This window comes from Pseudomonas sp. PME37.24/025 (genome assembly GCF_055556615.1).
In genome coordinates, this window is the sequence record NZ_JBVHNK010000006.1 from 43,306 (window position 1) to 55,980 (window position 12,675).

General features: G+C 59.2%; 12 protein-coding genes. 6 read left to right on the plus strand and 6 right to left on the minus strand.

All coding sequences use genetic code 11. From position 1 onward, the window contains the following. Window positions 1-11 precede the first annotated feature (11 nt). Together ACZ3HH_RS12270 and ACZ3HH_RS12275 are read right to left on the minus strand one after the other, a co-directional pair. Entirely contained in the window at window positions 12-938 is a 927-nt protein-coding gene (locus ACZ3HH_RS12270; RefSeq protein WP_465804900.1) for a TIGR02285 family protein, read from the minus strand. Continuing rightward, window positions 919-2,118, minus strand: coding sequence for a CaiB/BaiF CoA transferase family protein (locus tag ACZ3HH_RS12275; RefSeq protein WP_465804902.1), 1,200 nt, complete (start codon window positions 2,116-2,118; stop codon window positions 919-921). Before ACZ3HH_RS12275 ends, ACZ3HH_RS12270 begins: the two co-directional genes overlap by 20 nt. Window positions 2,119-2,265: 147 nt before the next feature. Here ACZ3HH_RS12275 and ACZ3HH_RS12280 point away from each other — a divergent pair, with 147 nt between their 5' ends. The 3 genes from ACZ3HH_RS12280 to ACZ3HH_RS12290 all read left to right on the plus strand — a co-directional run bounded on the left by ACZ3HH_RS12280 (window position 2,266) and on the right by ACZ3HH_RS12290 (window position 5,959). After that, complete coding sequence (locus ACZ3HH_RS12280; RefSeq protein WP_007897614.1) at window positions 2,266-2,808, plus strand: YaeQ family protein; 543 nt, start codon at window positions 2,266-2,268, stop codon at window positions 2,806-2,808. A gap of 66 nt (window positions 2,809-2,874) precedes the next feature. Beyond that, window positions 2,875-4,584: a single-stranded-DNA-specific exonuclease RecJ gene (gene recJ, locus ACZ3HH_RS12285; RefSeq protein WP_465804904.1), complete on the plus strand. Its 1,710-nt coding sequence runs from the start codon at window positions 2,875-2,877 to the stop codon at window positions 4,582-4,584. 268 nt (window positions 4,585-4,852) lie between these two features. After that, window positions 4,853-5,959: an NADH:flavin oxidoreductase/NADH oxidase gene (locus ACZ3HH_RS12290; RefSeq protein WP_465804906.1), complete on the plus strand. Its 1,107-nt coding sequence runs from the start codon at window positions 4,853-4,855 to the stop codon at window positions 5,957-5,959. A 203-nt stretch (window positions 5,960-6,162) separates the two neighbouring features. Here ACZ3HH_RS12290 and ACZ3HH_RS12295 read toward each other — a convergent pair whose 3' ends face one another. After that, window positions 6,163-7,788 carry a glucan biosynthesis protein D gene (locus ACZ3HH_RS12295; RefSeq protein ID WP_465804908.1) on the minus strand — a complete coding sequence of 542 codons (1,626 nt, stop codon included), beginning with the start codon at window positions 7,786-7,788 and terminating at the stop codon, window positions 6,163-6,165. Window positions 7,789-8,198: 410 nt separating this feature from the next. On the opposite strand from ACZ3HH_RS12295, the gene ACZ3HH_RS12300 reads away from it, so the two are divergent. From ACZ3HH_RS12300 to ACZ3HH_RS12310, 3 genes are all read left to right on the plus strand, one after another. After that, window positions 8,199-8,384 carry a hypothetical protein gene (locus ACZ3HH_RS12300; RefSeq protein WP_123360676.1) on the plus strand — a complete coding sequence of 62 codons (186 nt, stop codon included), beginning with the start codon at window positions 8,199-8,201 and terminating at the stop codon, window positions 8,382-8,384. A 142-nt stretch (window positions 8,385-8,526) separates the two neighbouring features. After that, window positions 8,527-8,772, plus strand: coding sequence for an AbrB/MazE/SpoVT family DNA-binding domain-containing protein (locus tag ACZ3HH_RS12305; RefSeq protein WP_465804910.1), 246 nt, complete (start codon window positions 8,527-8,529; stop codon window positions 8,770-8,772). After that, the gene (locus ACZ3HH_RS12310; protein ID WP_465804911.1) at window positions 8,772-9,173 is read left to right on the plus strand and encodes a type II toxin-antitoxin system VapC family toxin; all 402 of its coding nucleotides are present in this window, start codon (window positions 8,772-8,774) and stop codon (window positions 9,171-9,173) included. Before ACZ3HH_RS12305 ends, ACZ3HH_RS12310 begins: the two co-directional genes overlap by 1 nt. 140 nt (window positions 9,174-9,313) lie before the next feature. On the opposite strand, the gene ACZ3HH_RS12315 is transcribed toward ACZ3HH_RS12310, so the two are convergent. The 3 genes from ACZ3HH_RS12315 to ACZ3HH_RS12325 all read right to left on the minus strand — a co-directional run bounded on the left by ACZ3HH_RS12315 (window position 9,314) and on the right by ACZ3HH_RS12325 (window position 12,675). Then, window positions 9,314-10,738, minus strand: a complete 1,425-nt coding sequence (locus tag ACZ3HH_RS12315; protein ID WP_465804913.1) for a gamma-aminobutyraldehyde dehydrogenase — start codon at window positions 10,736-10,738, stop codon at window positions 9,314-9,316. Between the two features lie 175 nt (window positions 10,739-10,913). Beyond that, on the minus strand, window positions 10,914-11,738 hold the full coding sequence (locus ACZ3HH_RS12320; protein ID WP_007897624.1) for an ABC transporter permease: 825 nt from the start codon (window positions 11,736-11,738) through the stop codon (window positions 10,914-10,916). Next, window positions 11,728-12,675 carry an ABC transporter permease gene (locus ACZ3HH_RS12325; RefSeq protein WP_465804915.1) on the minus strand — a complete coding sequence of 316 codons (948 nt, stop codon included), beginning with the start codon at window positions 12,673-12,675 and terminating at the stop codon, window positions 11,728-11,730. Before ACZ3HH_RS12325 ends, ACZ3HH_RS12320 begins: the two co-directional genes overlap by 11 nt.

The following is a 12,675-nucleotide window of genomic DNA, read 5'->3' on the forward strand; positions in this document are numbered from 1 at the left end:
CCTGCGATTTGTCACTGTGCGGCCTGACGTTGGAAAAAAGCCTTGGTTTCTTCCAGGTAGTCCTTGCGTCTTTGCGGATCGAGCCAGTCGGCGTACAGCGGGTCCAGGCGCTCGCGGGGCAGGGCGCGCAATAGCTGATTGATTTCACTGATTGCCTGTCGTCCCTGGGGCGTATTCGAGCAACCGATGTACCCGGACAGGTATTTGCCCGTGCCTTTGACTGGATAAAACTCCAACTGATCATCGGCAATATGTTCCTGATGAGCCTGATAGCGGATTTCCGGCCAGTAGCCCAAGACCACCTGCAAACGACCCAGGCGCTGCATCTGCAATAGACTGCCAAGAGCGTTATTGCCGTAGTGGGGCGTCAGCACGCCGGGCGGCGCCTGTTGTAGCAGCGTGTCGAGGAACCGACCGTAACGACGCTCGGCGACCACCCCGACTTTCTCTCGACGGCTGGCCAACAGTGCTGCCAGATCGACTTCATCGCCAAAAAGAAAGGGCTCCAGCACCGACCGGTCTTCACGTCGAATCACCAGCCCATTGCTGACAGCCCGGAAGGCCGGAATGGAAAAGGCGATCCATTGTTCGCGCTCCTTGCTCCAGATCAGCGAGGGATCGCAGGTAAAGGATTTTTCGTGAAGCATTTGCATGCCGCGGGCGCGATTGACCCGCATCAGGGTGTGTTCGTACTGCGGCATACCGGCAATTAACAGCGGCATCAGTTGATCGATAACCCCCTGGCCTTTTTTCGGGCCTTCGAAGATCGTCACGGGCGGCAGATCGCGCAGCAGCCAGAGCAAATGTTCCTTAGGTTGCGCCAGGGCCGGGGATATCAGCCCCGCCAACAGCCCGAGCGCCGTCAGCGCACGCCCGATGCCGACGTAACCGATGATTGATGAGAGCAGGCGCTTCAGCTTAGATGGCCCCGTCTTCACGCAACCGCACGATCTGTGCCGGGTCGTAGCCAAGGTCGTGGAGTACTTGCGCGTTGTGTTCACCCAACTGCGGTCCGACCCATTCGGAGCTGCCGGGCGTCTCAGAGAGTTTCGGCACAATGCCGGGCATCTTGAAGTCCTTGCCATCGGGCAGCTTGGCTTGCAAGAACATTTCCCGGGCCAGGTACTGCGGATCGCTGAACATGTCTTCGGCACTGAAGATTCGGCTGGCGGGAACGTCGGCCTGGTTCAGTTGCTCGATCACCGCGTCCAGCGGCAGTGAGTTGACCCAGCGATCGATCACCCCGTAAATCTCGTCGCGACGGCTATCGCGTCCGTCGTTGCTGGCCAGCACAGGGTCGTTGGCCAGGTCTTCGCGACCGATGATCAGCATGAAACGCTTGAAGATCGCATCGCCATTGGCGCCGATCTGCACGTGCTTGCCGTCGGCGCTGGTATGAATGGAGGAGGGCGTGATGCCCGGCATGATGTTGCCGGTGCGTTCACGGATAAAGCCGAACACGTCGAACTCCGGGACCATGCTTTCCATCATGGCGAAGATCGCTTCGTACAGCGCCACATCCACCACTTGTCCCAAGCCGCCATTGACCTCGCGATGACGCAAGGCCATCAGTGCGCCGATCACGCCCCAGAGCGCGGCAATCGAATCACCGATGGAAATCCCGGTGCGCACCGGCGGCCGGTCCTCGAAGCCGGTGATGTAGCGCAGGCCGCCCATGGATTCACCGACCGCGCCGAAGCCCGGCTGATCTTTCATCGGCCCGGTCTGGCCAAAGCCCGAGAGCCGCACCATCACCAGTTTCGGGTTCAGTGCGTGCAAGACTTCCCAGCCCAGGCCGAGCTTTTCCAGCACGCCGGGGCGAAAGTTCTCGATCAGGATGTCGGCTTCGCTGAGCAGCTGTTTCAGAATCGCCAGGCCGTCCGGGTGTTTCAGGTTCAGGGTCAAAGACTTCTTGTTCCGCGCCTGAACGAACCACCACAGCGAAGTGCCTTCATACAACTTGCGCCATTTGCGCAACGGGTCGCCGCCGTCCGGGGACTCGATCTTGATCACTTCGGCGCCGAATTCGCCGCAAATACGCGAGGCAAACGGCCCGGCAATCAACGTACCCAATTCGATGACTTTCAGACCGGAGAGCGGTTTGTTGGAGAACGGCATGCTGAATCCTGTAGGACAAAGGCTGAGCGAGTGCAGAGTTTTAACATAGCCGACCGTCAGTCGCCCAAGGTTGATCGCCTTCAATTCGTTGATTGCCTGTTGCATCGGTTAGACTTGCCGCCTTTCCTCGTATCAAGAAGCCCGTTCATGGCCCAGCCGTCCACGACCTACAAGTTTGAACTGAACCTCACCGACCTTGACCGCAGCGTCTACGAGAGCGTGAAGCAGACCATCGCCCGTCACCCTTCGGAAACCGAAGAGCGCATGACCGTGCGGCTGCTGGCCTACGCCTTCTGGTACAACGAGCAGCTGTCCTTCGGTCGCGGTCTGTCAGACGTGGATGAACCGGCGCTGTGGGAAAAAAGCCTGGATGACCGTGTCCTGCACTGGATCGAAGTCGGCCAGCCAGACGCCGATCGCCTGACCTGGTGCTCGCGTCGCACCGAGCGCACCAGCTTGCTGGCTTACGGCAGCCTGCGGGTCTGGGAAACCAAAGTGATCCCGGCGATCAAAAACCTGAAAAACGTTCACATCGCCGCAGTGCCCCAGGAAGTGCTGGAAACCCTGGCCAAGGACATGCCGCGCGTTATCAAGTGGGATGTGATGATCAGCGAAGGAACGATTTTCGTCACCGACGACCGTGGTCAGCACGAAGTCCAGTTGCAATGGCTGAGCGGTGAGCGCGGCTGATTATTCGCCGCTGAACCGAGTTACCCGGTTTTATCCTACGTATTCAAGAGAAGCACCTGTCACCCCATGCGCATCGAACCTCGCCTGTTGCCCGACACCCTGCCATTCCTCGGTGATATTCCACCGCTGCTGACCCGCCTTTACGCGGCGCGTGGCGTGCAGTCCGAGGCTGAACTGGACAAGAGCCTGGCGCGGCTGATTCCGTTCCAGCAGCTCAAAGGTATCGATGCGGCGGTGGATTTGCTGGTAACGGCCTTGGAACAGCGTCAGCGGATTCTGATCGTCGGCGACTTCGACGCCGATGGTGCGACGGCCAGTACCGTGGGCATGCTGGGGTTGCGTCTGTTGGGCGCGGCGCATGTCGATTATCTGGTGCCGAACCGCTTCGAGTATGGCTATGGCCTGACGCCGGAGATCGTCGAAGTGGCGCTGACCCGCGAGCCACAACTGCTGATCACCGTGGACAACGGCATCTCCAGCGTCGAAGGCGTGGCGGCGGCGAAAAAGGCCGGGCTCAAGGTGCTGGTCACCGATCACCACTTGCCCGGCGATGAACTGCCGTTGGCCGATGCCATCGTCAATCCGAACCAGCCGGGTTGCGAGTTTCCGAGCAAAGCCCTGGCCGGTGTCGGGGTGATTTTCTATGTGCTGATGGCCCTGCGCGCGCGCTTGCGCAGCCTGGGTTGGTACGAGAGCAAGCCACAGCCGAACATTGGCGAACTGCTGGACCTGGTGGCGCTGGGCAGCGTCGCCGACGTGGTGCCGCTGGATGCCAACAACCGGATTCTGGTGCATCAGGGCCTGGAGCGGATTCGCGCCGGGCGCGCGCGGCCGGGGATCAAGGCGATCCTTGAAGTGGCCAAGCGTGACCATTCACGCATTACCTCCACCGACCTGGGCTTCATCCTCGGCCCGCGTCTGAACGCGGCAGGGCGTCTGGACGACATGAGCCTGGGCATCGAATGCCTGCTCACCGAAGACGCGGGCGCTGCCCGTGAAATGGCCGCTCAGTTGGATGGCATGAACCAGGACCGCAAATCCATCGAGCAGGGCATGCAGCGTGAGGCGCTGGCCCAGCTCAAGGATTTGCCAGTGGAATCGATGCCGTTCGGCCTGTGCCTGTTCGATCCCGAGTGGCACCAGGGCGTCATCGGAATCCTCGCGTCGCGTATGAAAGAGCGCTATTTCCGTCCGACCATTGCCTTTGCCGATGCAGGTGATGGGATGCTCAAGGGCTCGGGGCGTTCGGTCCAGGGTTTTCATATTCGCGACGCCTTGAGCGTGGTCGCGGCGCAGCATCCGAACCTGATCAGCAAATACGGCGGCCACGCCATGGCGGCCGGCCTGACGTTGCCGGAAGCGAATTTTCCGTTGTTCGCCGAGGCCTTCGACGCTGAAGTGCGTAGGCAAATGCGTGAAGAAGACCTGACCGGACGCCTGCTGTCGGACGGCACGTTGGCGGTCGAAGAGTTTCACCTGGAACTGGCCCGCGCCCTGCGCCACGCCGGGCCTTGGGGGCAACACTTTCCGGAGCCGCTGTTTCACGGGGTGTTCCAGTTGGTTGAGCAACGTGTTGTGGGTGAACGGCACCTCAAAGTGGTGCTGAGGAGTGAATGTGGTTCGGTGAAGCTCGACGGCATTGCCTTCGGTATCGACCGTGATATCTGGCCGAATCCGACCATCAAGTGGGTCGAATTGGCCTACAAACTCGACCTCAATGAGTTCCGTGGGAACGAGACCGTTCAGTTGATGATTGCCCATATCGAACCGCGTTAAGCCCTTCGCGGGCAAGCCCGCTCCCACAGGATTTGCGCAAACCCTGTGGGAGCGGGCTTGCCCGCGAAAGCGATTTCCCTCACACCGAATCTCTCTGAACCCTCCCTCATCCCCCGATGTCGACTAGGCTCTAAGCACTGCTTGATTATCCTTGTGACGTCTTGTCGAATTTTTTGCCCGCGGGGGCGGGTGCTGCACCATTTTCCTGTCACTCGTCGACTATTCAAACAGAACCCTGGAGCCTGCCCACTGATTCGAGAGGTGCCCCATGAGTCTGCTGCTTGAACCCTATACTCTTCGTCAATTGACCTTGCTTAACCGCATTGCGGTATCACCGATGTGCCAGTATTCCAGCGTGGATGGGCTGGCCAATGACTGGCATCTGGTCCACCTCGGTAGCCGTGCCATCGGCGGGGCGGGACTGGTATTTACCGAAGCCACGGCGGTCACCGCCGACGGGCGCATCACCGCCCAGGATCTCGGTCTGTGGAACGATGAGCAGATCGAGCCCTTGCAACGTATTACCCGCTTTATCGCTGCGCAGGGCGCCGTTGCCGGCATTCAATTAGCCCATGCCGGGCGCAAGGCCAGCACGCATCGGCCGTGGCTCGGCAAGCATGGCAGCGTCAAGCCGGAAGACGGTGGCTGGATCCCGGTCGGCCCTTCACCCATCGCTTTCGACCCACAGCACACACCACCCAAGCAGCTCGATGAAGGTGAAATTGCCGAGGTCATTCAGGCGTTCGTCGAATCGGCCAAACGGGCGCTGACCGCCGGTTTCAAAGTGGTCGAAGTACACGCCGCCCACGGTTACCTGTTGCACCAATTTCTTTCGCCCCTGAGTAATCAGCGGCGCGATCTGTACGGTGGTTCGTTCGAGAATCGGATTCGGCTGGTGCTGCAAGTCACCGAAGCGGTGCGGGCCGTGTGGCCTGAAGAGTTACCGGTGTTTGTGCGGGTGTCGGCCACCGATTGGGTGGAAGACGGCTGGAACCCCGATGAAACCGTAGAGCTGGCGCGACGCCTCAAAGACCTGGGCGTGGACCTGATCGACGTCTCATCGGGTGGTACGGCGGTAAACGCCGAGATTCCTACAGGCCCCGGTTACCAGACCCGTTTCGCCGAGAGGGTACGCAAGGAGTCAGGCATTGCCACCGGCACCGTAGGAATGATCACTGAGCCGGCCCAGGCCGAGCACATTCTGCGTACCTGTCAGGCCGACATCATCTTCCTCGCCCGGGAGTTGTTGCGTGATCCGTACTGGCCGCTGCATGCCGATGATGATCTGGGCGGGAACAAGGCTATCTGGCCGGCGCAATATCAGCGGGCTACCCATCGTGACCAGCCGATTCATGAATCGGATTTGCGTGATTGAATGCTGCTGTAAAAACAAAAGCCCCGGTCGTGTTGATCGGGGCTTTTGCATTTTTGTGCCGAGAGGTTTGTCGTCTGTCCTGCCGCCTTCGCGGGCAAGCCCGCTCCCACAGTGAATCAGGTGTACACAAATTCTGTACACGCACGGTCAACTGTGGGAGCGGGCTTGCCCGCGAAAGGGCCGGTTCAGGCGCCCACTTACCGTCAGGTGTACTTACGCTTATCAGGCGCCGGCGGGAAATACTGGTACAACCAGGTTTCACTCAACGTCCGGTCATTGGTGCGAATGAACAACCGCAGCTCCACCGGCGCCACGCTGTCATTGGTCGGGTACCAGTCGAAAGTAATTCGGTAGCCCTTGATGTCATCCAGCACCAACACATTGAAGTCCTTCACTTCGCCGTTCGAGCAGGTCACCACCGGCTCGATCCTCGCGCCTTCGGGCAAGCGGTCCAGACCGCCGCCGGTGAAGTCCACGGCAAAGCGTCGCGCCCAGACCTCCGGGTAATGCTCGCCCGGCGCCCAGCCTTCAATGAAACCGCCCATGCCCGAACGGGTCGCGTGGACCCGCGCCAGCGGCGTGCTCACCGGTGGCAGGGAGCTCCAATAGAGCTTGTAGCCGTAATTGAGGGAGTCCCCGGCCGCGACCGGTTTTTTCGGCGTCCAGAACGCGACGATGTTATCCAGGGTTTCGCCGGTTGTAGGAATTTCCAGCAAATCGATAGAGCCTTCGCCCCACGCGGTTGTAGGTTCTACCCACAGACTCGGACGCTTGCTGTACCAGTCGACGGTGTCCTGATAATTGGCGAACTCGTGATCGGTCTGCACCAGACCAAAGCCTTTCGGATCGGTGTCGGCGAAGGCATTGAATTGCAGGGTGCCCGGGTTATTCAGCGGGCGACAGATCCACTCGCCATTGCCGCGCCACATGGCCAGGCGATCGGAGTCGTGGATTTGCGGGTGAATGGTGTCGCACATGCGCCGCTCATGGGTGCCGCAGCTGAACATGCTGGTCATCGGCGCGATGCCCAGTTGCTCGATGGCGGTGCGGGCATTGACGTGGGCGTCGACTTCCATCACCACACGCTCGGCCTGGCAATCGATGTCAAAACGGTAGGCGCCAGTGGCGCTCGGCGAATCGAGCAAGGCATATACCACGAAGCGGGTGCTGTCCTTGTCCGGTGTCTCGAACCAGAACTTGGTGAAATCCGGGAATTCTTCGCGCTTCTTGGCGTAGGTATCGATCGCCAGGCCGCGGGCCGACAAACCGTACTGACCGGTGGCATCTACCGCGCGGAAGTAGCTGGCGCCGAGGAAGGACAATACATCGTGCTGATCCAGCTCCGGGGCCTTGAACAGCTTGAATCCGGAAAAGCCCAGATCGGCCTTGAGCTGTTTAGTGTCGACGGTGGTTTTTTCATAGTTGAACAGCGACGGGCGGAAATGCACCTCGCGCGCCAGTCGAGTCTTGGGATCGACGCTGTACATGCGCACCGGTTGCTTGAAACCCATGCCGACGTGGAAAAACTGCACGTCCAGCTGACCTTTCAAGTCCTTCCACAGCGAATGATTGCCATCGTAGCGGATCGCGTTGAAGTTCTGCGGCGTCATGGTCGCCAGCGTCGGCGGGAGCACTTGCTTGGTGTCCTGCCAGGGCTTGCCGGCGAGCTGTTTGGCCTGGCTCTTCAGCGCTTCGAAGTCGAACGCCACCTCGTCGCCATCAGCGGTGCTGCTGCCAGCCCAGGCGTGTGTCGCCAATAAGCCGGTGGCCGAAAGACCAGTGTAAGCCGCGATAGCCATGGAGGCTTTGAGCAAATTCCTGCGGTGCATAAGTACAACCTGTCGTGAACAATCCCGCGCCGTTCCTGGCACGTGCTGGATCAGAAATAACGGTTCGGACATGCCTTGGCCAAACGCAACGGACCTTAAAGAGATGCCAAATAGCTTAAACCGTTCGGTTGCAGAGCAAAAATGATTGATGGCACCGCGACAGTGCGGCAATGAAACAAGACATTTCAGGTAACGTTTCTCACAGCACTTTCTGATTTTTAGGGCATATCTGCTTTTTTCGACTAATTACTCTAAAAACGCTTTTCAGCGCCGATTTAATTTCTATTCTATGAGGCATGACCGGTTTCGGCCCTTCAGGCCGGTGGGTGCGGCAGGCACAAGGTGACCGCTGAAAGTGATAGGGCGATGCGGTTTTGAAGTTTTCTCTGACGTATAGAAGGACATCGTCCATGTCGAAAGTACAAGGCATCACTGAAATATTAGGAATCTTCCCTTGCCTGGCCATCGGTCGGCGAAGGCGTCGGCTCAGTTCGGAGGAGTTGAAGTTGGTGGAGCGGTATCGTGAGCTGTCGGAGAGTGACCGGATTGCGATGCGGTATCTGGTGGATGCGATGCGCAGTGTTTCGCGGTTTTGAGACGGTGAAGGATTCGGCCATGACAGCGTTGTCGCGGTCGGATCCTTCAGAACGAAGAGAAACTGCCTACGATGAGCGGCGGTTGCAGGCTTACACGCTAAGTATTACGTTTATCTGTAGAGTAATACTTCAGGAGAGCATCGTGACGACAACCATGACCAGTAAAGGGCAAGTGACCATTCCCAAGCCTATTCGTGATGCATTGCATCTGAAGCCGGGTGCGGCAATTGAGTTCAGCGTCAACGCGCAGGGGGAGGTGGTGCTGCACAGCGGCAACCCCAAAATGGGTAAAGCGGGCACTATCGACCGCTTCGAAGCCGTGCGTGGAAAGGCGGATATAAAATGGCGAACCGACGATTTGATGAAGCTACTACGGGGTGACGATTGATGATATTGGTCGACACGAACGTGTTGATTGATGTCTTGGAGGACGACCCTGTCTGGGCTGATTGGTCCATACAACAGCTTCGCGCCCAATCCCAGATCCATGAATTGGCCATTAATCCGATTATTTACGCTGAACTGTCACAGACATTTTCCAATTTCGAAGCGTTGGATGATGTCGTCACTCAGCTTGGTCTTGTAATGCAAGAAGTCCCGCGCCCCGCCTTGTTTTTGGCAGGAAAGGCTTTCGTTCGTTACCGTAAAGTCGGTGGCGGAAAAAACAATGTTTTGGCGGAATTTTTCATCGGTGCTCATGCGGCTGTGAAAAAGCTGCCGTTGTTGACGCGGGATGCCAAGCGCTACCGTAGCTATTTTTCATCGGTTGAGTTGATAGTGCCGGCCTGAGACCTCCGTGTTTCCACGGATAAAGCTGTCGAGATGGCAATTGGTAAAGGTCTTTGAGTTCTTCCTTGATTGTGCTGTGACGCCATCGCGGGCAAGCCACGCTCCCACAGGTTCAGCGCAGTCCTGTAGGAGCGAAGCTTTTAATGCTTGAACATCACATGCCGCACAACGGTGTAATCCTCCAGCCCATACATCGACATGTCTTTCCCATAACCGGACAGTTTCTGACCGCCGTGAGGCATTTCGCTGACGAGCATGAAGTGGGTGTTCACCCACGTGCAGCCGTACTGCAGGCGTGCAGACAGCCGATGCGCGCGGCCGACGTCCGTGGTCCAGACTGATGATGCCAAGCCGTAGTCTGAATCGTTGGCCCAGACCAGTGCTTGCGCTTCATCGGTGAATTTAGTCACCGACACTACCGGCCCGAACACTTCGCGGCGCACGATCTCATCGTCCTGTTGCACGTCTGCCAGCACCGTCGGTTCAAAGAAGAAACCATTGCCTTCCACCGCTTTGCCGCCAGTGATCAAACGAATGTGCGGTTGCGCCATGGCACGCTCGACCAATCCGGTCACGCGGTCGCGATGTTGTGCACTGATCAACGGGCCAAGCTCTGTCGAGGGATCGTCCTGCAAGCCGTACTTGATACTGCTGACAGCCGCACCGAGCTTCTCGACGAACTGGTCGTAGATGCCTGCTTGCGCGTAAATGCGGCAAGCGGCGGTGCAATCTTGACCAGCGTTGTAGAAACCGAAGGTGCGAATGCCTTCCACGGCGGCATCGATGTCGGCATCGTCGAAGATGATCACCGGCGCTTTGCCGCCCAGTTCCATGTGCATGCGTTTGACGTTGCCGGCGGTGCTGGAAATGATGTTCGAGCCAGTGGCGATGGAGCCGGTCAGGGACACCATGCGCACTTTCGGATGTGTAACCAATGGACTGCCGACCGTAGGACCACGACCGAACACCAGGTTAAGCACGCCAGCCGGGAAGATTTCCGACGCCAGTTCTGCCAGGCGCAGGGCGGTCAGCGGGGTTTGTTCCGACGGCTTGAGTACCACGGTATTACCGGCGGCCAGGGCCGGGGCGATTTTCCAGGCAACCATCATCAGCGGGTAGTTCCACGGCGCGATGGAGGCAATCACGCCCACTGGGTCGCGACGGATCATCGAGGTGTGGCCGGGCAGGTATTCCCCTCCCAGCGCGCCGCTCATGCAACGGCTGGCGCCGGCGAAGAAACGGAACACATCGGCAATCGCCGGGATCTCATCGTTCAGCGCAGCGCTGTAGGGTTTGCCGCAATTGTCCGATTCCAGTTTGGCCAGCTCTTCGCCATGGGCTTCGATGATGTCGGCAAGTTTGAGCAGCAGCAGCGAACGCTCTTTCGGCGTAGTTTGCGACCAGGTTTCGAAGGCGGTATCGGCGGCTCGCACGGCGGCGTCGACCTGGGCTTCGCTGGCTTCGTTGATTTCCACCAGTACACGGCCGAGGGCTGGGTTGAACACGGCTTGGGCGGGGCCGTCGCCATTGACGAGTTGGCCGTTGATCAAGAGTTTGGTTTGCATGGCTATGTCCTCATCGAAGCTGCTTTTGTTTTCCTGCTGAAACCGGCCCCCTGTGGGAGCGGGCTTGCCCGCGATGACGGACTGACCCTCAACAGAAATGTCGACTGTAAGACCGCTATCGCGGGCAAGCCCGCTCCCACAGGATCCGGTTTCCACCTTGGGAATGAGTTGTCCGTTATTTCCCGCCACTGCCCGCAACGCTTTCGCCACCCCGGGTCAGGTAATAGGCGCCGAGGATCGGCAGCATGGTCACCATCATCACCAGCATCGCGACGACGTTGGTCACCGGCACGTCCCGTGGGCGGCTGAGCTGGTTGAGCAGCCACAGCGGCAAGGTGCGTTCGTGGCCAGCGGTGAAGGTGGTGACGATGATTTCGTCGAACGACAGGGCGAACGCCAGCATGCCCCCGGCGAGCAACGCCGAGCCGAGGTTTGGCAGGACGATGTAGCGGAAGGTCTGCCAACCGTCGGCGCCGAGGTCCATCGAGGCTTCGATCAAACTGTATGACGTGCGGCGCAAGCGGGCGATGACGTTGTTGTAGACGATCACCACACAGAAGGTCGCGTGACCGACGATGATGGTGAACATCCCCGGTTCGATCCCCAGTGTTTTGAAAGTCGCCAGCAGCGCGATGCCGGTGATGATCCCGGGCAGGGCAATCGGCAGGATCAGCATCAGCGAGATACCTTGTTTGCCGAAGAAGTCCCGCCGGTACAACGCCGCCGACGCGAGGGTGCCGAGGACCATCGCAATCAGCGTAGCGACGGCCGCGATTTGCAACGACAGCTTGATCGCTTCCAGCACGTCGGGCCGGGAGAACGCTACGCCGATCCACTTCAGGGTGAAGCCCTTGGGCGGAAAACTGAACGCCGCGTCTTCGGTGTTGAAGGCGTAGAGGAAGATGATCAGGATCGGGAAGTGCAGAAACACCAACCCGCCCCAGGCGGCGATGCGCAGGCCCAGGGATGCCCGATCTTGAGATGAAGCATCAGAGCGCATCGAAAGCCCCCAGACGTTTGACGATGGACAGGTAAATGGCGATCAGCACGATCGGCACCAGTGTGAAGGCCGCCGCCATCGGCATATTGCCGATCGCTCCTTGCTGGGCGTAGACCATGCTGCCGATGAAGTAGCCCGGCGGGCCCACCAGTTGCGGCACGATGAAGTCGCCCAAGGTCAACGAAAACGTAAAGATCGAACCGGCCGCGATGCCCGGAATCGACAGCGGCAGAATCACTTGCATGAAGGTCTGACGCGGCTTGGCGCCGAGGTCGGCCGAGGCTTGCAACAAGGACGGTGGCAGGCGTTCCAGTGAAGCCTGAATCGGCAGGATCATGAACGGCAGCCAGATGTAGACGAACACCATGAACCGTCCCAGATGCGAGGTCGACAGGGTGCTGCCACCGATGCCCGGAATTCCGAGCACTAACTGCAACACTGGCTCCAGCCCCAGGTGCTGAACGAACCACTGGGCCACGCCGCCCTTGGCCAGCAGCAAGGTCCAGGCGTAGGCCTTGACGATGTAACTGGCCCACATTGGCATCATCACCGCGATGTAGAAAAACGCCTTGGTTTTGCCGCTGGTGTAGCGCGCCATGTAGTAGGCGATCGGGAACGCCACGATTGCACTGGCGATCGACACGACGATGGCCATGCTCAGCGTGCGCAAGATGATGTCGAAGTTCGACGGCTGGAACAGCGCGGTGAAATTCGCCAGGGTCAGGTCGGGGGTGACCGCCATGGTGAAGTCATCGAAGGTGTAGAAGCCTTGCCACAACAAGGTCAACAGCGAGCCGAGGTAGATCGCACCGAACCACAGTAACGGCGGCACCAGCAGCAGCGACAGATACAGGTTCGGCCGGCGGTACAGCAGATTGGAAAACCGGCGCAACGGCGAGCCGCTGGCAGGGTGTTGAGGAGCGGCCACGCTGTTCAT

Bases quoted from the DNA above. Each gene is read 5' to 3' on its own strand.
- ACZ3HH_RS12290 (WP_465804906.1), top strand. From the start codon at position 4,853: ATGAGTCTGCTGCTTGAACCCTATACTCTTCGTCAATTGACCTTGCTT.
- ACZ3HH_RS12275 (WP_465804902.1), bottom strand. From the start codon at position 2,118: ATGCCGTTCTCCAACAAACCGCTCTCCGGTCTGAAAGTCATCGAATTG.
- ACZ3HH_RS12315 (WP_465804913.1), bottom strand. From the start codon at position 10,738: ATGCAAACCAAACTCTTGATCAACGGCCAACTCGTCAATGGCGACGGC.
- ACZ3HH_RS12310 (WP_465804911.1), top strand. From the start codon at position 8,772: ATGATATTGGTCGACACGAACGTGTTGATTGATGTCTTGGAGGACGAC.
- ACZ3HH_RS12280 (WP_007897614.1), top strand. From the start codon at position 2,266: ATGGCCCAGCCGTCCACGACCTACAAGTTTGAACTGAACCTCACCGAC.
- ACZ3HH_RS12320 (WP_007897624.1), bottom strand. From the start codon at position 11,738: ATGCGCTCTGATGCTTCATCTCAAGATCGGGCATCCCTGGGCCTGCGC.
- ACZ3HH_RS12325 (WP_465804915.1), bottom strand. From the start codon at position 12,675: ATGAACAGCGTGGCCGCTCCTCAACACCCTGCCAGCGGCTCGCCGTTG.
- recJ (WP_465804904.1), top strand. From the start codon at position 2,875: ATGCGCATCGAACCTCGCCTGTTGCCCGACACCCTGCCATTCCTCGGT.
- ACZ3HH_RS12300 (WP_123360676.1), top strand. From the start codon at position 8,199: ATGTCGAAAGTACAAGGCATCACTGAAATATTAGGAATCTTCCCTTGC.
- ACZ3HH_RS12295 (WP_465804908.1), bottom strand. From the start codon at position 7,788: ATGCACCGCAGGAATTTGCTCAAAGCCTCCATGGCTATCGCGGCTTAC.